The 19,899-nt window shown below is 61.7% G+C and carries 19 protein-coding genes and 1 pseudogene; 11 read left to right on the top strand and 9 right to left on the bottom strand.

What is annotated here, in order from left to right:
- From FY112_RS11085 to FY112_RS11075, 3 genes and pseudogenes are all read left to right on the top strand, one after another.
- Positions 1-162: pseudogene (locus tag FY112_RS11085) on the top strand (transcriptional regulator); the annotation flags it as partial.
- Positions 163-175: 13 nt separating this feature from the next.
- Positions 176-1,441 carry a beta-ketoacyl-ACP synthase II gene (fabF, locus tag FY112_RS11080; RefSeq protein WP_151518401.1) on the top strand — a complete coding sequence of 422 codons (1,266 nt, stop codon included), beginning with the start codon at positions 176-178 and terminating at the stop codon, positions 1,439-1,441.
- A gap of 81 nt (positions 1,442-1,522) precedes the next feature.
- Positions 1,523-1,951: a DUF4864 domain-containing protein gene (locus tag FY112_RS11075; protein WP_151518400.1), complete on the top strand. Its 429-nt coding sequence runs from the start codon at positions 1,523-1,525 to the stop codon at positions 1,949-1,951.
- A 31-nt stretch (positions 1,952-1,982) separates the two neighbouring features.
- Here the strand turns inward: FY112_RS11075 and tgt are convergent, their stop codons facing one another.
- From tgt to coaD, 5 genes are all read right to left on the bottom strand, one after another.
- Positions 1,983-3,113 carry a tRNA guanosine(34) transglycosylase Tgt gene (gene tgt, locus FY112_RS11070; RefSeq protein ID WP_151518399.1) on the bottom strand — a complete coding sequence of 377 codons (1,131 nt, stop codon included), beginning with the start codon at positions 3,111-3,113 and terminating at the stop codon, positions 1,983-1,985.
- Positions 3,110-4,195 (bottom strand): tRNA preQ1(34) S-adenosylmethionine ribosyltransferase-isomerase QueA, encoded by a 1,086-nt coding sequence (gene queA / locus FY112_RS11065; protein WP_151518398.1) that lies wholly within the window; start codon positions 4,193-4,195, stop codon positions 3,110-3,112. The genes tgt and queA overlap by 4 nt, the downstream gene beginning before the upstream one ends.
- 74 nt (positions 4,196-4,269) lie before the next feature.
- Positions 4,270-4,779, bottom strand: coding sequence for a peptidylprolyl isomerase (locus FY112_RS11060; protein WP_003539661.1), 510 nt, complete (start codon positions 4,777-4,779; stop codon positions 4,270-4,272).
- A 30-nt stretch (positions 4,780-4,809) separates the two neighbouring features.
- Positions 4,810-5,382, bottom strand: a complete 573-nt coding sequence (locus FY112_RS11055; RefSeq protein ID WP_151518397.1) for a peptidylprolyl isomerase — start codon at positions 5,380-5,382, stop codon at positions 4,810-4,812.
- Between the two features lie 50 nt (positions 5,383-5,432).
- A complete protein-coding gene (coaD, locus tag FY112_RS11050) occupies positions 5,433-5,927 on the bottom strand; it encodes a pantetheine-phosphate adenylyltransferase (RefSeq protein WP_064648064.1) in 495 nt (164 codons plus the stop codon).
- A gap of 136 nt (positions 5,928-6,063) precedes the next feature.
- Between coaD and FY112_RS38575 the strand changes: the two genes are divergently transcribed.
- The 3 genes from FY112_RS38575 (at position 6,064) to FY112_RS38460 (ending at position 6,802) form a co-directional block, all read left to right on the top strand.
- Positions 6,064-6,342 (top strand): hypothetical protein, encoded by a 279-nt coding sequence (locus tag FY112_RS38575; protein WP_131710210.1) that lies wholly within the window; start codon positions 6,064-6,066, stop codon positions 6,340-6,342.
- A 133-nt stretch (positions 6,343-6,475) separates the two neighbouring features.
- Positions 6,476-6,631 carry a hypothetical protein gene (locus tag FY112_RS36695; RefSeq protein ID WP_003539654.1) on the top strand — a complete coding sequence of 52 codons (156 nt, stop codon included), beginning with the start codon at positions 6,476-6,478 and terminating at the stop codon, positions 6,629-6,631.
- Between the two features lie 36 nt (positions 6,632-6,667).
- Entirely contained in the window at positions 6,668-6,802 is a 135-nt protein-coding gene (locus FY112_RS38460; protein ID WP_018445350.1) for a hypothetical protein, read from the top strand.
- Between the two features lie 179 nt (positions 6,803-6,981).
- Here the strand turns inward: FY112_RS38460 and gyrA are convergent, their stop codons facing one another.
- On the bottom strand, positions 6,982-9,819 hold the full coding sequence (gene gyrA / locus FY112_RS11040; RefSeq protein ID WP_151518396.1) for a DNA gyrase subunit A: 2,838 nt from the start codon (positions 9,817-9,819) through the stop codon (positions 6,982-6,984).
- Positions 9,820-10,055: 236 nt separating this feature from the next.
- On the opposite strand from gyrA, the gene FY112_RS11035 reads away from it, so the two are divergent.
- A complete protein-coding gene (locus tag FY112_RS11035) occupies positions 10,056-10,703 on the top strand; it encodes a MarC family protein (RefSeq protein WP_151518395.1) in 648 nt (215 codons plus the stop codon).
- 99 nt (positions 10,704-10,802) lie between these two features.
- Here the strand turns inward: FY112_RS11035 and FY112_RS11030 are convergent, their stop codons facing one another.
- On the bottom strand, positions 10,803-11,315 hold the full coding sequence (locus FY112_RS11030; RefSeq protein ID WP_094085982.1) for a single-stranded DNA-binding protein: 513 nt from the start codon (positions 11,313-11,315) through the stop codon (positions 10,803-10,805).
- Between the two features lie 284 nt (positions 11,316-11,599).
- On the opposite strand from FY112_RS11030, the gene uvrA reads away from it, so the two are divergent.
- The 4 genes from uvrA (at position 11,600) to FY112_RS11010 (ending at position 16,878) form a co-directional block, all read left to right on the top strand.
- Positions 11,600-14,521 carry an excinuclease ABC subunit UvrA gene (uvrA, locus tag FY112_RS11025; protein WP_151518394.1) on the top strand — a complete coding sequence of 974 codons (2,922 nt, stop codon included), beginning with the start codon at positions 11,600-11,602 and terminating at the stop codon, positions 14,519-14,521.
- Positions 14,518-14,979, top strand: a complete 462-nt coding sequence (locus FY112_RS11020) for a GNAT family N-acetyltransferase (RefSeq protein WP_151518393.1) — start codon at positions 14,518-14,520, stop codon at positions 14,977-14,979. Before uvrA ends, FY112_RS11020 begins: the two co-directional genes overlap by 4 nt.
- 24 nt (positions 14,980-15,003) lie before the next feature.
- Positions 15,004-15,810: a DUF72 domain-containing protein gene (locus FY112_RS11015; protein WP_151518392.1), complete on the top strand. Its 807-nt coding sequence runs from the start codon at positions 15,004-15,006 to the stop codon at positions 15,808-15,810.
- 102 nt (positions 15,811-15,912) lie between these two features.
- On the top strand, positions 15,913-16,878 hold the full coding sequence (locus FY112_RS11010; RefSeq protein ID WP_151518391.1) for a magnesium and cobalt transport protein CorA: 966 nt from the start codon (positions 15,913-15,915) through the stop codon (positions 16,876-16,878).
- A 27-nt stretch (positions 16,879-16,905) separates the two neighbouring features.
- Here FY112_RS11010 and FY112_RS11005 read toward each other — a convergent pair whose 3' ends face one another.
- Together FY112_RS11005 and FY112_RS11000 are read right to left on the bottom strand one after the other, a co-directional pair.
- Positions 16,906-17,925 carry a DUF808 domain-containing protein gene (locus FY112_RS11005; RefSeq protein WP_094085987.1) on the bottom strand — a complete coding sequence of 340 codons (1,020 nt, stop codon included), beginning with the start codon at positions 17,923-17,925 and terminating at the stop codon, positions 16,906-16,908.
- A gap of 115 nt (positions 17,926-18,040) precedes the next feature.
- Complete coding sequence (locus FY112_RS11000) at positions 18,041-19,774, bottom strand: Na/Pi symporter (RefSeq protein WP_151518390.1); 1,734 nt, start codon at positions 19,772-19,774, stop codon at positions 18,041-18,043.
- Between the last annotated feature and the right edge of the window lie 125 nt (positions 19,775-19,899).

Genomic DNA, 19,899 nt, shown 5'->3' with positions numbered 1-19,899 from the left:
GCCGCTTCCGGCAGAGAGCGCCAGACGGTGCTGGTCGATGCGCGGACCGGCGAAGAAGTGACACCAGAAAACACCAGCCTGCTTGCAGGCCCCGCCGCCGACGACGAGGTGCACGAGCGGATCAACCGCATGCGCGCCTGGTATCTCGGCATCGATGCATAGAAAGGACAAAAGAATGGATCGTATCGTTGTTACCGGCATGGGACTTGTCTCGCCGCTGGGCACCGGCGTCGAGCCTTCCTGGAAGCGCCTTCTCGACGGCGGTTCGGGGCTGAGGGAGTTGACGGAGGATATCGTCGGCGACCTCCCGGCCAAGGTCGGCGGCATCGTTCCCGGCATCGCCGAAGATGCTGAAGCCGGCTTCGATCCCGACCGCTATATCACGCCCAAGGACCAGAAGAAGATGGACCGCTTCATCCATTTCGCCATGGCGGCGACGGAGGAAGCTGTGAAGCAAGCGGGCTGGATGCCGACCGACGAAGGCGAGCGAGAGCGCACCGCGACGATCATCGCGTCGGGCGTCGGCGGCTTTCCGGCGATCGCCGAAGCGGTGCGGATCGGCGAAACGCGCGGCGTGCGGCGGCTGTCGCCCTTCACCGTGCCGTCCTTCCTCGTCAATCTCGCCGCCGGCCAGGTCAGCATCCGTTACGGCTTCAAAGGGCCGCTCGGCGCTCCGGTGACGGCCTGTGCGGCCAGCGTCCAGGCGATCGGCGATGCGGCGCGGCTGATCCGCTCCGGCGAAGCGGATGTGGCGATCTGCGGCGGTGCCGAGGCCTGCATCGACAAGGTGAGCCTCGGCGGCTTTGCCGCCGCACGCGCGCTTTCCACCGGGTTCAACGAGACGCCGGAGCTGGCGTCGCGCCCCTTCGACACGGCGCGCGATGGTTTCGTCATGGGCGAAGGCGCCGGCATCCTGGTCATCGAGACGCTGGAGCACGCGCTTGCCCGCGGTGCGACGCCGCTCGCCGAACTCGTCGGCTATGGCACGGCGGCGGACGCCTACCACATGACCTCAGGACCCGAAGACGGCAACGGCGCGCGCCGGGCGATGGAGGCGGCACTCAGGCAGGCGAAGATCCCGGCTTCGGAGGTCAGGCATCTCAACGCGCATGCGACCTCGACACCGGTCGGTGACAGAGGCGAGATCGCGGCGATCGGCACGGTCTTCGGTCGCAATGGCGGTATTGCCATCAGCGCGACGAAATCGGCGACCGGCCACCTGCTCGGCGCGGCCGGCGGGCTGGAGGCGATCTTCACCATCCTTGCCCTGCGCGACCAGATCGCGCCGCCGACCCGCAATCTGGATGAGGCCGATCCGGCCGCCGACGGCATCGATATCGTCGGCAGGACGGCGCGGCCGCTGGCGATGGACTACGCCATTACCAACGGTTTCGGCTTCGGCGGGGTGAATGCCAGCGCCCTGTTCCGCCGCTGGTCGTAAAGTCCACTTTCCTTGCGCCAGAAATCGCCTACACTTCTGCTCTATCGGCGATCCTTTCCCCGATAGAGCCGGAGATACCCCATGCGCGCCTTCTTCGCAGTTCTTATTCTGTGTGCCGCGTCCTTCCTCTCCCCTGTCTCGGCCCGCGCCGAAGATCCGATCGACACGACGCGGACGATGATCGAGCAACAGATCAAGGCCTTCCTCAAGGACGATGCCGAGACCGCCTATTCCTTCGCCGCCCCCGGCATCAAGGCGATGTATCCCGACAAGAACCTGTTCTTCGCCATGGTGAAGAAGAGCTACGAGCCGGTCTATCATCCTGGCAACTACGCCTTCGGGCGCAGCCGCTCGATCGACAACGGCGCGCTGATCTATCACGAGGTGCTGATTTCAGGCCGCGATGGCAAGGACTGGACGGCGATCTACCAGATCATGCGCCAGCCGGACGGCAGCTACAGGATCAACGGCGTGCAGATCATGCCTGATGCGGACAGCAAGGGCATTTGATCCCGATCTGATCAAACGTCGTTTGATTGGATCAAACGGGTTCGAGATCACCCCTCGCCCATTCCTCCTGCGTTTCCGCCATGAAATCGGCGAAGCGGCCTTCGGCGATCGCCTTGCGGATGCCCTGCATCAGCTCCTGGTAATAGGCGAGATTGTGCCAGGAGAGCAGCATGCCGCCGAGCGCTTCGTTGGAGCGGACGAGATGGTGAAGGTAGGCGCGGGAATAGTCGCCCGAGGCCGGGCAGTTCGACTGTTCGTCGAGCGGGCGCATATCCTCGGCATGGCGGGCATTGCGGATATTGACCTTGCCGCGGCGGGTAAAAGCCAGGCCATGGCGGCCGGAACGGGTCGGCATGACGCAGTCGAACATGTCGATGCCGCGGGCGACCGATTTCAGGATATCATCAGGCGTGCCGACGCCCATGAGATAACGCGGCTTTTCCAGAGGAAGTACCGGCAGCGTCGTTTCCAGCATCTGCAGCATGACGTCCTGCGGCTCGCCGACGGCAAGGCCGCCGATCGCATAACCCTTGAGGTCGAGTTGGCTCAACGCCTCGGCCGAACGGATGCGCAGCGCCGGAATATCGCCGCCCTGGACGATGCCGAACATCGCCTTGCCGGGCTGATCGCCGAAGGCGACCCTGCAGCGCTCGGCCCAGCGCAGCGACATTTCCATGGCGCGCTCGATCTCCTTCGGCTCGGCCGGCAGCGCCACGCATTCGTCGAGCTGCATCTGGATGTCGGAGCCGAGCAGCCCCTGGATTTCGATCGAGCGCTCCGGCGACATATGGTGCAGGCTGCCGTCGACATGCGACTTGAAGGTGACGCCCTGCTCGTCGAGCTTGCGCAGGCCGGACAGCGACATCACCTGGAAGCCGCCAGAGTCCGTTAGAATCGGGTGCTCCCAGCGAATGAGCTTATGCAGGCCGCCGAGACGGGCGACACGCTCGGCGGTCGGGCGCAGCATCAGGTGATAGGTATTGCCGAGGATGATATCGGCGCCGGTCTCGCGCACCTGGTCGAGATACATGGCCTTAACAGTGCCGACGGTGCCGACCGGCATGAAGGCCGGCGTGCGGATCTCGCCGCGCGGCATGGAAATCTGGCCGAGGCGTGCGCCGGCATCTGTCTTGTCAAGGGTGAATTGGAAGTTGTCTGTCATTTGTCTTTCCGGAAAAGAAGGCTCGCGTCGCCGTAAGAGTAGAAGCGGTAGCCCGTCGAAATGGCGTGTTGATAAGCCGCGTGCATGGTCTCGAAGCCGGCAAAGGCCGAGACCAGCATGAAGAGCGTCGAGCGCGGCAGGTGGAAATTGGTCATCAGCATGTCGACCGCCTTGAAGCGGTAACCAGGCGTGATGAAGATGCCGGTAGCGCCGGCCCAGGGCATGATCTCTCCGCTTTCCTCGGCTGCACTCTCGATGAGCCGCAACGAGGTCGTGCCGACACAGACGATGCGCCCGCCTCTTTCCCGCACGGCATTCAGCCGGGCGGCGATCTCGGCGCTGACATAACCGCTTTCGAGATGCATCTTGTGATCGGCGGTATCGTCGGCCTTGACCGGCAGGAAGGTGCCGGCACCGACATGCAGGGTGACGAAATGGCGTTCAATGCCGGCCTTGTCGAGCGCTTCGAACAGCGCGGGCGTGAAGTGCAGGCCGGCTGTCGGCGCGGCAACGGCGCCCTCCTCGCGCGCATAGATCGTTTGGTAATCGGCGCGGTCGCGCTCGTCCTCGGGGCGCTTTGCGGCGATATAGGGCGGCAGCGGGATATGGCCGACGGCGGCGATCGCCTCGTCGAGCGCAGGGCCTGAGAGATCAAACAGCAGCGTCACCTCGCCGGCCTCGCCCTTTTCCTCGACGGTGGCATCGAGCGAACCGAGGAAGCAGCTTTCACCGGAATGGCCGAAGGAGATGCGGTCGCCCTGTTTGATGCGCTTGCCGGGCTTGGCGAAGGCCTTCCAGCGGTTGGGGCCGATGCGCATGTGCAGCGTGGCAGACACCTGCTGGCCGCCGGCGCCGTCGCGACGGCGGATGCCCTCGAGCTGGGCGGGAATGACCTTGGTATCGTTGAAGACCAGCGCGTCGCCGGCCCGCAGGAAGGAGGTGAGATCGCCGACGCGATGGTCTGACAGACTGTTTTCCGCATTCGGATCGATGACGAGCAGGCGCGCGCTGTCGCGCGGCTCAGCGGGCCTCAACGCTATGCGTTCGTCGGGCAGATCGAAATCGAAAAGGTCTACGCGCATCAGGGCACTTTCAGGCAAAGCGAAACCCGCCCCGCGCAGCTATGCGCAAGGGCGGGTTTCAGCAGAAATCACAATCAGACGTCGGCGGCAACCCGCATGGAGACGATCGAGTCCGGATCGGAAACCGGCTCGCCGCGCTTGATCTTGTCGACGTTGTCCATGCCTTCGATGACCTGGCCCCAGACGGAATACTGCTTGTTCAGCCAAGGCGCGTCGGTGAAGCAGATGAAGAACTGCGAATTGGCCGAGTTCGGGTTCTGCGAACGAGCCATCGAGCAGGTGCCGCGCGTATGCGTGGTCGCGGAGAATTCGGCCTTCAGATCCGGCTTCGAAGAGCCGCCCATGCCGGCACGGCTGGGATTGAAGGTTTCCGAGCCCTTCTTGCCGAATTCGACATCGCCCGTCTGGGCCATGAAATCCTGGATGACGCGGTGGAAAACGACGCCGTCATAGGCCTTCTCGCGAGCGAGTTCCTTGATGCGGGCGACATGCTCCGGGGCGACCTGCGGCAAAAGCTGAATGACAACCTTGCCCTTGGTGGTTTCCAGAATGACGGTGTTTTCGGGATCCTTGATCTCGGCCATTTGTCTTCTCCTCTAGTTTTCTTTCGTAACTTACTTGTTGCCCAGGGTGACCTTGATCATCCGGTCTGGGCTTTTGACTTCGCCGTTCTGGCCTTCGCCCTTCTTGATCTTGTCGACATTCTCCATACCAGAGACGACCTTGCCGACGACGGTGTACTGGCCGTTCAGGAAGGAACCGTCGGCGAACATGATGAAGAACTGCGAATTGGCGGAATTCGGATCCTGCGAGCGAGCCATGCCGACCGTGCCGCGCACGAAGGGGGTCTTGGAGAATTCAGCCGGGATGTCAGCCATGTCAGAGGAGCCGGTGCCGGCGAGGTTAACATCGAAACCCTTTTCCATGTTGCCGTATTTGACGTCGCCAGTCTGGGCCATGAAGCCATCGATGACGCGGTGGAAGGCGACATTGTCATATTCGCCCTTCTTGGCCAGCGCCTCGATCTGGGCGACATGCTTTGGCGCCACCTCAGGCATGAGCTGGATGACGACGGGGCCGTTCTTCAGCTGGATAGTGAGATAATGATCGGCCGACTGGGCGAAGGCATCCCCCGCGAAGGAGGCGAGATACAACACGCCGGCAAATGCGAGATAAAAGAGTTTCATATGAGCTCCATTGCGGCGGGTTCCGCCTAGTCTTTGCGCTTGCTAGTTTGCTAGTTTGGGCGCTTGGATGTGAGGGCTTGCAAAACGGCGGCCGGCACAAAAGCGCTGACATCGCCGCCCATGGCGGCGATCTGGCGGACCAATGTGGCGGTAATGGGCCGCGAGGCCGTGCCCGCCGGCAAAAAGATGGTCTGAATATCGGGCGCCATCGTCCGGTTCATGCCGGCCATCTGCATTTCGTAATCGAGATCGGTGCCGTCGCGAAGACCGCGGATCAACAGCGTGGCGCCATGGGCGCGGGCGGCATCGACGACCAGATTGTCGAAGGCGACGACGGTGATGTCGCCGGTCTTGCCGGGCAGCGCTTCAGCCAGAGAACGGCGGATCAACTCGGCTCTCTCTTCGAAGGAAAAGAGCGGCGCCTTGCCGGGATGGATGCCGATCGCGACGATCACCTTTTCGGCGACGTTGAGCGCCTGGACCAGAACATCCACATGCCCATTGGTGATCGGGTCGAAGGACCCCGGATAGAAAGCTGTCGTCATGTGGCCCGACCGTTGGTTTGACGCCTTTTGTCACGGATGCCGCCTTCCCGCAAGTGATTTGCCCAGCTCCGGCCAGAGCGCCGTGCGTCTTTTCAGACGCGTAAAGGACGTTATGCGCCGGGCGGTTAAACGGCGGATGAATGGCCCGTTCAAGACCGTTTCAGACAGGATCTGCTTAACTCCGATCATCAAAGCAGCCGATGCCATTCCGGCATCCGGCGCTCCCCGAAAGACCAGGGCCATGCTGATCGTGCTTGTTGCACTTGCCGTCGTTTTCTCCCTCGCCGCCGAGATGGCCTATGGCTATTTCGCCGATCGATACGAGATGAGCTGGGTGCGGCCGGAGCTTGCCGAGCATGCGGCGATCGTGCGCGCCCAGGGCCGGCTGCGCGAAAAAAACGAGCTTCGAATCTGAATGCCAGATGAACGAGACATTCAAGGTCGCTTCAGATCGGCATTGGTAAACACCCGATCAACATCCGGCGGAACCATTTACAGACGGATGCGTTCATTCAACCGATACATAGAGCGGCGCGGAAGGAATAAAAATGCCCGGCAAGATTACGATGATTAACGTGCTCTGGATGGTAATGGTCACGGGCATGCTGACCGCAACTGTCGCTCTCTATGATCAGAAGGTCGATACGTCCAAGGTTTATGGTCCCTATGCTTCGGCCCGGACGGCCGTGCTGGGCCAGTACTGAGGGGCGAGAACGCAACTCCCCAGGAAAGGAATGCCTATGTTCACGATCTTGACAGTGCTCACCGCCCTTATCAGCGTCATGTTCATCGTGTCTGTGGCCTCGACGATTTCAGCGCTCCGGCGCGAAGGCGAAGAGGTGAAGGCTCTGAACGAAAAACATAGAGCATTCTGACGTTCCTTTCTCTCCTCTTCCCACCCTTGAGCGGCACCCTTCCGTCGCCAGGGCCATTCAAAGCCGGATGCACCCAGCGTCCGGCTTTTTCTTTGGATGTCGTCCTCAACCATCATTCGATTTGAAAAAAGGGCGGCTTGAAAAGAAAAGGGCGGCTCGAAGCCGCCCCGTTCATTTGATCATTCCTCGGCAGGCCCGGCCGGATCGCCATCGGCAATCGGCGCCTGGTCGCCGCCACCTTCGCCGGCAGCACTTTCGTCGGTAACGGGGGCGCCTTCGGCGACCTCGACAGCCTCTTCCGTCTCATCCTCCTCCGGCTCGCTGATGCGCTCGACCGAGACGACCTTCTCGTCCTTGGCCGTCGAGAAGATGGTGACGCCCTTGGTGGCGCGGCTGGCGATGCGGATACCGCCGACCGGCACGCGGATCAGCTGGCCGCCATCGGAGACCAGCATGATCTGGTCGCCGTCATCGACAGGGAAGGCCGCGACCAGCTCGCCGATCTCGCCGGTCTTCGACGTGTCGGTGGCGCGGATGCCCTTGCCGCCGCGGCCGGAGATACGGAAGTCGTAGGAGGACGAACGCTTGCCGAAGCCCTTTTCGGAGACGGTGAGCACGAATTGTTCGCGTGCTCTCAACTCGTCATAGCGCTCGTCGGAGAGTTGTCCCTCCTCGGTGACTTCTTCACCGACCAGCGCAATATCCTCTTCATCCACGCCCGTCGCCCGACGTTCGGTGGCGGAACGCTTGAGATAGGCAGCACGCTCCCACGGCTCGGCATCGACATGACCAACGATCGTCATAGAGATGATGCGGTCGCTATCGCCGAGATTGATGCCGCGCACGCCGATCGAGTTGCGGCCGGCAAAGACCCGGACGTCATCGACGGAGAAGCGGATGCACTGGCCGAGCGCCGTCGTCAAAAGCACGTCGTCATCTTCCGTGCAGGTCTCGACGGAGAGGATTTCGTCGCCCTCCTCCTCGAGCTTCATGGCGATCTTGCCGTTGCGGTTGACCTGGACGAAATCCGACAGCTTGTTGCGGCGAACCGTGCCGCGCGTCGTCGAGAACATGACGTCGAGATTGTCCCAGCTCGCCTCGTCCTCGGGCAAGGGCAGAATGGTGGTGATGCGCTCGCCGGGTGCGAGCGGCAGCATGTTGATCAGCGCCTTGCCGCGTGAGGTCGGCGTGCCGATCGGCAGGCGCCAGACCTTCTCCTTGTAGACGATGCCGCGCGAGGAGAAGAACAGCACCGGCGTATGGGTATTGACGACGAATAGCCGGCTAACAAAATCCTCATCGCGGGTGGTCATGCCGGAGCGACCCTTACCGCCACGGCGCTGGGCACGGTAGGTGGTAAGCGGCACACGCTTGATATAACCGAGATGCGAGACGGTGACGACCATGTCTTCGCGAGCGATCAGGTCCTCGTCGTCCATTTCGAGACCGCCATCGACGATCTCGGTGCGGCGCGGCGTGCCGAACTCGTCGCGGACAGCAATGAGTTCATCCTTGACGATGGTCTGGATGCGGACGCGCGAGGAGAGAATATCGAGATAATCCTTGATTTCCTCGCCGATCTTGTTGAGTTCATCGCCGATTTCGTCGCGGCCAAGAGCCGTCAGACGGGCAAGGCGCAGTTCGAGGATGGCGCGGGCCTGCTCTTCGGAGAGGTTGTAGGTGAGATCCTCGTTGATGCGATGGCGCGGATCGTCGATCAGACGGATCAGGCTTTCAACATCTTCCGCCGGCCAGCGGCGGGTCATCAGCTCTTCGCGGGCCGACTGCGGATCGGGCGCCTGACGGATGACGCGGATGACCTCGTCGATATTTGCGACGGCAATGGCGAGACCGACCAACACATGGGCGCGGTCACGAGCCTTGCGCAGCAGGAATTTCGTTCTCCGGCTAACGACTTCCTCGCGGAAGGAGACGAAAGCGCGCAGCATGTCGAGCAGGGTCAGCTGTTCGGGCTTGCCGCCGTTCAGCGCCACCATGTTGCAGCCGAAGGAGGTCTGTAGCGGCGTATAACGATAAAGCTGGTTGAGGATGACTTCGGCATTGGCATCGCGCTTCAGTTCGACGACGACGCGATACCCCTGGCGGTCGGATTCGTCGCGCAGGTCGGAGATACCTTCGATGCGTTTGTCGCGCACCAGCTCGGCCATCTTCTCGATCATCGTGGCCTTGTTCACCTGGTAGGGAATCTCGGTGATGATGATCTGCTCGCGGTCACCGCGCATCGGCTCGATGGCAGCAACGCCGCGCATGATGACGGAGCCGCGGCCGGTCTCATAAGCCGAGCGGATGCCGGCACGGCCGAGGATCTTCGCACCCGTCGGGAAGTCGGGGCCGGGAATGATCTGGATCAGTTCCGGCAGCTCGATGGCCGGATCGTCGATCAGCGCGATACAGCCGTCGATGACTTCGGAGAGGTTGTGCGGCGGGATGTTGGTCGCCATGCCGACAGCGATGCCGCCGGCGCCGTTGACGAGCAGGTTCGGGAATTTGGCGGGCACCACGACCGGCTCGGAGAGCGTGCCGTCGTAGTTGTCGCGGAAATCGACGGTTTCCTTGTCGAGATCGTCGAGCAGCGAGTGGGCAGCCTTTTCGAGGCGGCATTCGGTATAACGTTCGGCCGCCGGCGGATCACCATCGACCGAACCGAAATTGCCCTGACCGTCGATCAGCGGCAGACGCAGCGACCACGGCTGCGCCATACGGGCGAGCGCATCATAGATCGCGGAATTGCCGTGCGGATGGAATTTACCCATCACGTCACCGGTGACGCGGGCGCATTTGACGTATTTCTTGTTCCAGTCGATGCCGAGCTCGGACATGCCGTAGAGGATGCGCCGGTGCACGGGCTTGAGGCCGTCGCGCACGTCGGGCAGCGCGCGGCTGACGATGACGCTCATGGCGTAATCGAGATACGACCGCTGCATTTCCTCCATGATGGAGATGGGCTCGATGCCTGGCGGGAGCTTCCCGCCGCCGGGGGGTGTTTGCTCAGTCAAAACAGATCACGATCTCTTCTAGAATCACTTGAAGATTTATAGCGGAAAGCCTGTTGCCGCGCCAATTTCACAGCGCGTTTTGAACAGGCTTTTGCGGCTTAAAGAGGGTAAAACATGCAAGTTGCGTGGCCGGACCGGACAAATCCGCCGCGGGCCGCCGCGGGATATTTGCCAAATCGAAATCCCCGCTTCACAATCATAAAAACCACGCACCCATATGGGGTTCCGGAGAGCAGATGGCAAGCGCCGACCAATTGATCAACGCCTTCACGACGCTGCTCGTCACCATCGATCCACCGGGGCTTGCGCCGATCTTTCTGGGCCTGACGGCGGGCATGAGCCGAACCGAGCGCAAGCAGGTGGCGCTGCGCGGCTCGGTCATCGCCTTCATCATCCTTGCCGTCTTCGCGCTGTTCGGCGCGGGCGTGCTCGGCGTGCTCGGGATTTCGATCGGCGCCTTCCGGATCGCCGGCGGGCTGCTGCTGTTCTGGATCGCCTTCGAAATGGTGTTCGAGAGGCGGCAGGAGCGCAAGGAGAAGGCGACCGAGGCGGCGATCACCAAGGATCATATCGAGAATATCGCCGTCTTTCCCCTCGCCTTGCCGCTGATTGCCGGCCCGGGTGCGATCTCGGCGACGATCCTGCTTGCCGGCACGCTGGCCACCTCGATCGGAAAAGCCCAGCTGATCGGCGTCATTGCCGCCAATCTGCTGCTGACCTTCGTCATGCTGCTCATCGCCGAAAGGCTGGACCGTTTCCTCGGCGTCACCGGCCGGGCGATCCTGACACGGCTTCTCGGCGTCATCCTCGCCGCCCTTGCCGCACAATTCGTCGTCGATGGGGCAAAGTCGGCATTCAATCTCATCAGCGCGACACCGCACTGACATGGCGGCATCTGCCGCGAGATCAACGAAAAAGAGCATGACGCCATCCAAGGCATCATGCTCTCTCACGTCTCTCACCAAGCCAGGAAAGGCCATTGATCAGAACGGGATATCGTCGTCGAGATCCCGCGAGAAGTTGCCGCCGCCGCTGCCACCGCCGCGGCTCGGCGATGAAGCGGGCGCCGGGGCGCCGTAATCGTCGCCATAATCGTTGCCGCCGGCGCCACTGCCACGGCCGCCGCTCGCGCCGCCGCCTTCACCGCGGCCGTCGAGCATCGTCAGCGTCGAACCGAAACCCTGCAGCACCACTTCCGTGCTGTAGCGATCCTGGCCCTGCTGGTCCTGCCATTTGCGGGTCTGCAGCTGGCCTTCGATATAGAGCTTGGCGCCCTTCTTCACATATTGCTCGACGACCTTGCAAAGGCCTTCGTTGAAGACGACGACGGTGTGCCATTCGGTCTTTTCACGGCGCTCGCCGGAATTGCGGTCGCGCCAGGTCTCCGAGGTCGCGATACGAAGATTGGCGATCGGCCGGCCATCCTGTGTGCGGCGGATTTCCGGGTCCGCACCGACGTTTCCAATCAGAATTACCTTATTCACGCTACCAGCCATGCTTCTCACCCTGCCTGCCGCCCTGCCCGGCGGCGTTTAATCGATCGGCGCACCTTAAACCATCACGGACCGCCGATGCGCATGGGCGGCAATTAATCCACATGTTTATCCCATCAGAAAGCCGCATGCATTCATCAGGAATTTTGTTCTTTATTTGTTCTAGTTTATCCGTATGATCCTGTCAACAGAATCGAAAACCTTGAGCCCTTGCGGATATTCAGCCTCGACTCGCCCGTCGGCATCACTAAATAAGGGCTGTCATCCAGAAAACCAAAGCAGAGACGATGAGCGAACTGAAGACGATCTCCATCCGCGGCGCGCGCGAGCATAATCTCAAGAGCATCGATCTCGATCTGCCGCGTAACAAGCTGATCGTCATGACCGGGCTTTCGGGTTCCGGCAAATCCTCGCTTGCCTTCGACACGATCTATGCCGAGGGCCAGCGGCGCTATGTCGAGAGCCTGTCGGCCTATGCCCGGCAGTTCCTCGAAATGATGCAGAAGCCCGACGTCGACCAGATCGACGGGCTGTCGCCGGCGATCTCGATCGAGCAGAAGACCACCTCGCGCAATCCGCGCTCGACGGTCGGCACCGTCACCGAGATCTACGACTATATGCGCCTGCTTTTTGCCCGCGTCGGCGTTCCCTATTCGCCGGCGACCGGCCTGCCGATCGAAAGCCAGACCGTCAGCCAGATGGTCGACCGCATCCTCGATTTCGGCGAGGGCACCCGTCTTTATATCCTTGCGCCGCTCGTGCGCGGGCGCAAGGGCGAATACAAGAAGGAACTGGCGGAGCTGATGAAGAAGGGCTTCCAGCGCGTCAAGGTCGACGGGCAGTTCTACGAGATCGCCGAGGCGCCGGTGCTCGACAAGAAATACAAGCACGACATCGACGTGGTGGTCGACCGCATCGTCGTGCGCTCGGATGTCTCGGCGCGCCTGGCGGACAGCCTGGAGACCTGCCTGAAGCTCGCCGACGGGCTGGCGGTCGCCGAATTCGCCGACAAGCCGCTGCCGCCGCAAGAGACGTCGGCCGGCGGCTCCGCCAACAAGTCGCTGAACGAGACGCATGAACGCGTGCTGTTTTCGGAGAAGTTTGCCTGTCCGGTCTCCGGCTTCACCATTCCGGAGATCGAACCCAGGCTGTTCTCCTTCAACAATCCCTTCGGCGCCTGCCCGACCTGTGACGGCCTCGGCGCTCAGCAGAAGATCGATCCGGATCTGATCGTGCCCGAGCCCGAGCGGACGCTGCGCGACGGGGCGATCGCGCCCTGGGCCAAGTCGACCTCGCCCTATTACAACCAGACGCTGGAAGCGCTCGGCAAACATTACGGCTTCAAGCTCGGCACCCGCTGGAACGATCTTTCCGACGAGGCCAAGGACGTCATCCTCAACGGCACCAACGACAAGATCGAATTCCACTATGCCGACGGCGCCCGCTCCTACACGACGCAGAAGAATTTCGAAGGCATCATCACCAATCTCGAGCGCCGCTGGAAAGAGACCGATTCCGCCTGGGCGCGCGAGGATATCGAGCGCTTCATGTCGGCGGCCCCCTGCCCTTCCTGCAACGGCTTCCGCCTGAAGCCCGAGGCCTTAGCGGTGAAGATTAACAAGCTGCATATCGGCGAAGTGACCGGTATGTCGATCCGCATCGCCCGCGACTGGTTCGAGACGCTGCCGGCAAGCTTCAATGCCAAGCAGAACGAGATCGCCGTGCGCATCCTCAAGGAAATACGCGACCGGCTGCGCTTCCTCAACGATGTCGGCCTGGAATATCTCAGCCTGTCGCGCAATTCCGGCACGCTGTCGGGCGGCGAGAGCCAGCGCATCCGGCTTGCCTCGCAGATAGGCTCAGGGCTGACGGGCGTGCTTTACGTGCTCGACGAACCGTCGATCGGCCTGCATCAGCGCGACAATGCCCGGCTGCTCGAAACGCTGAAGCACCTGCGCGACATCGGCAACACCGTCATTGTCGTCGAACATGACGAGGATGCGATCCTGTCGGCCGACGACGTGGTCGATATAGGCCCGGCGGCCGGCATTCACGGCGGCCAGGTCATCGCCCACGGCACGCCGCAGGATATCATGGATAATCCGACGTCGCTGACCGGCAAATATCTCTCCGGCGAACTCGGCGTTCCCGTTCCCGACGAGCGCCGCAAGCCGAAGAAGGGCCGTGAGATCAAGGTGGTCGGCGCGCGCGGCAACAATCTGAAGAACGTCACGGCGTCGATCCCGCTCGGCGTTTTCACGGCGGTGACCGGCGTTTCCGGCGGCGGCAAATCCACCTTCCTGATCGAGACGCTCTATAAATCGGCGGCAAGGCGCGTCATGGGCGCGCGTGAAAACCCGGCCGATCACGACCGCATCGACGGCTTCGAGTATATCGACAAGGTGATCGACATCGATCAATCGCCGATCGGCCGCACGCCGCGCTCGAACCCGGCGACCTATACCGGCGCCTTCACGCCGATCCGCGACTGGTTCGCCGGCCTGCCGGAGGCCAAGGCCCGCGGCTACCAGCCGGGCCGTTTCTCCTTCAACGTCAAGGGTGGGCGCTGCGAGGCCTGCCAGGGCGACGGCGTCATCAAGATCGAGATGCACTTCCTGCCTGATGTCTACGTCACCTGCGACGTCTGCCACGGCAAGCGCTACAATCGCGAGACACTCAACGTCACCTTCAAACAGAGGTCGATCGCCGACGTTCTCGACATGACGGTGGAGGAAGGCGTCGATTTCTTCGCGGCGGTGCCTGCGGTGCGCGACAAGCTGCAAGCGCTGAAGGATGTCGGTCTCGGCTATATCAAGGTCGGCCAGCAGGCCAATACGCTCTCGGGCGGCGAGGCCCAGCGCGTCAAGCTTGCCAAGGAGCTATCGAAACGCTCGACGGGACGAACGCTCTACATTCTCGATGAACCCACCACCGGCCTGCATTTCCATGACGTCGCCAAGCTGCTCGAAATGCTGCACGAACTGGTCAACCAAGGTAACTCGGTGGTGGTGATCGAACACAATCTCGAAGTCATCAAGACGGCCGATTGGGTGCTCGATTTCGGTCCTGAAGGCGGCGACGGCGGCGGCGAGATCGTCGCGACCGGCACGCCGGAAGCGATCGTCAAGGAGAAGCGGTCCTATACCGGACACTTCCTGAAGGGATTGCTGGAACGGCGGCCGGCGAAGAAGGCGGTTGCGGCGGAATGACGATGAGGCCAGCGTCGCCCGATGATCTGGAAACGATCGCGACGCTGACGTCAGCCGCTTATCGGCCCTATACCGAACTCTTCGGCGCTCCGCCGATGCCGGTGACGGAGGATTACACGCCGCGGATCGAACGCGGTGAGGTCTGGCTGCGCGAGATCGGCGGGCAAAAGGCCGGCCTGGTGGTCGTCGAACGGCATGCCGATCATCTGATGCTGTTCAGCATCGCGGTCTCGCCGGCATTTCAGGGTGCCGGGCATGGACTGGCGATGCTGCGCTGGCTGGAAGGCAAGGCACGGGAATGGGCCGTGCCGGAGATCCGGCTCCACACGAATGCGCGGATGGAGCGGAATATCGCGCTCTACAGCGCCTTCGGATTTCAGGAAACGGGTCGCCGGCCGAACCCATATCGGCCAGGATGGACGCTCGTCGACATGACGAAAGAGATCAATGCGGCCTGAGCGGCTGCAAATGGGGAGGACGACATGACGAAATCCGGCACTATCCGCACCGGCATCGGCGGCTGGACCTTCGAGCCCTGGCGCGGGCATTTCTTTCCCGAGAGCCTGAAACAGAAGGACGAGCTGAATTATGCCAGCCGCCAGCTGAAGGTCATCGAGGTCAACGGCACCTATTACAGCACGCAGAAGCCTGCGGTCTTCGCCAAATGGGCGGCTGACGTGCCCGACGGTTTCATCTTCTCGCTGAAGGCGACACGTTTCGTCACCAATCGGCGGGTACTTGCCGAAGCCGGTGAATCGATGGAGCGGTTCCTGTCATCGGGCATCAGCGAACTCGGCGACCATCTCGGGCCGCTGCTATGGCAGTTCGCACCGACGAAGAGGTTCGATTCGGACGATTTCGAGGCCTTCCTGAAGCTGCTGCCGGCAAAACAGGATGGGCTGGCGCTCCGCCACGTGGTCGAGGTACGGCACGATTCCTTCAAGGTGCCGGAGTTCGTGGCGCTGCTTTCGAAATACGGCGTGGCTCCGGTCTGCGCTGAACATTTCGAATATCCGATGATCGCCGACGTGACGGCCGATTTCGTCTATGCGCGGCTGCAGAAGGGCTCGGACGATATTCCGACCTGCTACCCGGAAAAGGACCTGAAGGCCTGGGCAGATCGGCTGGAGACCTGGGCCGAGGGCAAGGTTCCCGATGACCTGCCGCTGATCGATGGAGATCGCAAGGTGAAGACCGAGCCACGCGACGTCTTCGCCTTCATGATCCATGAGGGTAAGGTCAATGCGCCGCACGGGGCGATCGCCCTGCAGCAGGCGCTGGCGAAATAGGCGGGGCTCGATAGTCACAAAAGGATTGTGACCTTGTGGGTATCACATCGTCAGACACGCATTGCATGAGGGCATCATGAGCGTGGTAACCCGGGAGCCCGCATGAGCGTTGCCGCATCCTATCTCTATCGCGACGGACGCCGGGTCGAGGCTGTCCCTTTCGAGGCTGCCTCCATTCCGGCGACGGATAACGAATTCATCTGGATCGGCCTGCACAAGCCCAGCCGCGACGAACTCCTGCTGCTGCAAAGCCGTTTTGGCCTTCACGAACTCTCGATCGCCGATGCGCTCAGTTCCCTGCAGATGCCGAAGCTCAGCGTTTATGACAACCAACTGTTCGTCATCGCAAAGACGGCGCAGCTCGAGGGAGACCATATCACCTACGGGGAAACCGCAATTTTCGTCGGCAAGCGCTATATCATCACCGTGCGGAATGGTTCCGAGCGCGGGCACGGAGAGCTGCGCGGCCGGCTGGAGACTTCGCCGAAGACGCTGTGCCACGGCACCGATTATATTCTGCATGCGATTCTCGATTTCATCATCGACGGCTATCTTCCCATCGTGCGCACGATCGAGGATTCCGTTTTCGACATGGAACGAAAAATGCTCGACGCGTTTCTCGACCGCAGCCAGATCGCCCGCATTTTCAAGTTGCGCCGGGAAGTCATTCTGTTTCAGCGGGTGCTGGACGCGATGCTCGACCTTTGCGGCAAGCTCTACCATCTCGACCTGCCGTCGCTCGACAGGGAAGCGAAGCCCTATTTCCGCGATGCGCTTCAGCACATGCACCGTGTCGAGACGATGGTTGCAAGCTTGCGCGACGTGATCACATCGGTTTTCGAAGCGAGCAATCTGCTTGAACAGCAAAGACAGGGCACGATCACCCGGCAGCTGGCGGCCTGGGCTGCTATTCTCGCCGTTCCAACGGCAATCGCCGGCATCTACGGCATGAATTTCGACAATATGCCCGAGCTGAAAACCAGCTACGGTTATTTTATCGTCCTGGCAGTCATCGCCGTCATGTGCATCGCGCTTTTCATCCGTTTCAGGCGCGCCCGCTGGATATGACGCCTTGCTCGCCGATACCGGCAGGCTTTATTTTTCCCCGTCCGCCAGCGCCTCTTTCCGGCGGCGCGGCAGGAGCGATTTGAGGTACCGCCAGACCGGCGAGACGATGTAGCCGGCGACCGGAATAGCGATCAAGCCGGCGACGATACCGACGATGCCCGCTCCTGCGGCCTCGACGATCCAACTGAGCACGGATGCCAGAGCGGGAATGGCATGCGCGGTCGCCTCCCCGGCATCATGGATCAGATGTGCAAGGCCGCCGAGGCCATAGGATTCGAGGCCGTGAACGATGATCCCGCCGCCGACCCAGATCATGGCGGCCGTGCCGACGATGCCGAGCAGCTTCAGAAAATAAGGCATGCCTGTGACAAGCCCCTTTCCGATCGAACGCAAGAAGGCGCCGATCGGAGAGGCCGTGCGCACACGCGCCAGCATCAGACCCAGATCATCGGCCTTGACGATAAGCGCCACTCCGCCATAGACCAAGACCGTGATGCCCAGTCCCACGACGGCGAGGATGAGGGCCTGGGTGAACATGCCGCCTGACGGCACCGCGGCGAGCGTAATCGCCATGATTTCCGCCGACAGGATAAAATCCGTCTTGATTGCGCCGGCAACCTTCTCGTCTTCTATCGATTTGGCATCGAGGCTCGTCGCCTCGAGTGCCGATTCATGGGCGTGGGCCGCATGCGGCAGCACCAGCCCGTAGACTTTTTCGACGCCTTCGTAGCAGAGGTAAAGCCCGCCGATCATCAGCAGCGGCGTGATCGCCTGCGGGGCGACAAGACTCAGGATAAGCGCTGCGGGAAGCAGGATCAGCAGCTTGTTCTTCAGCGAGCCGAGCGCGATCCTGCCGATGATCGGCAGTTCGCGCGCTGCCGAAAATCCGGTGACGTAACGCGGCGTGACCGCCGCATCGTCAATGACGACACCAGCCGCTTTCGCGCCTGCCTTGGCCGCCTGGCCGGCAATGTCGTCGAGCGACGCCGCAGCCACCTTGGCCAATGCCGCGATATCATCAAGAAGGGCGATCAGGCCAACACTCATTCGAGCCTCCGTCGGGAAGACAGACTTACACAGCAAAACGGAAAGCCCGTATCCAACGAGACGTGGCATCCTCCGCCGGGAAGATGCCACGCACAGATCGTAACGACAATGGCCGTTATTCAGCCGGCATCGGGCTCAACCCACCCTCGTCCAGCGGAGGACGGACCTGCCGTTCCCGTTTCTGAGAGGCCCGCGACAGAACGCTCTGCCGGTTCACGGATTTGCGCTCCTCGTCGATGCGGCGGATCAGAATCTCCGCGCGCTCGACGGAGCCGAGAAGCGCCAGGATCGTGCCGCGTTCAGCCGCGCCGGCATTCGGGCCAAGCGCCAGTGTCTGAGCCCGAAGTTCGGTGACGGTGGGAAGGCTGACATGGCCGGCCGGCATGGAGGGACGAACCACGCCGTAGTCGGGCATGATTTCCTGCAAAGAGGCATCGAGCTTGCTCAATGCCTGGTTGACGATCGCCAACGCGGGCTCGCTGAATTTTTCACGCTTCACGCGCCGGGCAACCTGATGCATCGATTCCGTCAACGCAGCGGTGAAATCCGCCTCCTCGATCAGGCTGGCGACAAGATCGAGTTGCTCGTAAGGCAGATCCTCCTTCATCAGCGATGCGGTATAATCGCGAATGTCACGGCTGAGGATATCGGTGGCGAGATAGTGTTCGCCCGGATCTGATGGAGCCGACTTGGCGGACCGGTCAATATCCAGGAACATCGCGCCGGCCTGCCGATGACGCGCGGTCTCCTGCTGGACGGCCGGAACGGCCCGCGCGAAATCGCTGGTGAGCCTGCGGTCGAGGAATTTCGGCGTCGAGTAATCTTCCACATCCTCCGCATCGGTGCGGCCAATACGCGACAAGACACGTTCGAAGACGCTGACGAAAGGAAACAGCAGCGCTGTGTTGAAGACGTTGAAGAAGGTCGAATAGAGACCGACAGCGACTGGAACCAGCGGAAATGTTTCCTTGCCCTCGACTATGACCGGAATACCGGGATCGCCGCCGAACCACTGCATCGCCCATGCCAGAACGTCGATCGAGACGAAGAACAAGGGCACCGTGATGCAGACGCCGATAATGTTGAAGGACATATGGGCGTAGGCAGCGCGTTTGGCGTTCTTCGACAGATTGAGCGAGGCAATCCAGGAGGTGATCGTGGTTCCGAGGTCCGCACCCAGCGAGAAGGCAACCGCCGTCGTCCAATCAAGGACACCGGCCGCACCGAGCCCCATGACGATACCGATCGTCGCGGAAGAGGAGTGGATCATCGCGGTGACGCCGGCAGCGATCAGCACGCATTTGATCAGGTTATAGTAGGAGTCGGCGGTCAGCGTGGACAGAACGTCCATGACCTCCGGTATGTTGCGCAGCGGCCGAAGGCCGCCGGTCATCAGATTGAGACCGTAGAAAATCAGCGCGAAGCCCATGCAGGCAAGCGCGACGTTGCGGATCCGCTCGCTCTTGGCAAAGCAGTAAACCAGCGAAAAAACGCCCGCAAAGATCAGGCCAAGGGGACCGAGCGGCAAGGCGATCAGGCCGTTTCCGAGCGTCGTTCCTACGTTGGCGCCCATGATGACGCTGATCGCCGGACGCAAGCCGACAACGCCGGCATTGACGAGGCCGACGACCATGACCGTCATTGCCGTCGATGACTGGATGACACCGGTGATGAGCGTTCCCGCGATGACGCCCTTGATCGGCGTGCCTGCGGCTCTCGCGAGAAATGCGCGCATCTTGTTGACGGAGAGTGCCTGGATGCCGTTCGACATGAACTCCAGACCGAGCATGAATATCCCCAGCCCGCCGATAACAGGCACAAGAATATCCTTGAAAATGTCGATGTTCACTAGCCTTACCCCCTTGGCGCCCAAAATGGCGCGCTTCAACGACGCCCCCGCGTCTGACATGCCCGATTTCATGCGGTCGGGGATGCCCCGGCCGCGTATCATGCGCGTCCGAACGAATTACTGGC

It is taken from the genome of Rhizobium sp. PEPV16, assembly GCF_008919455.1.
Taxonomy (GTDB): domain Bacteria; phylum Pseudomonadota; class Alphaproteobacteria; order Rhizobiales; family Rhizobiaceae; genus Rhizobium; species Rhizobium leguminosarum_Q.
This window is presented reverse-complemented; position numbering and strand designations above follow the sequence as displayed.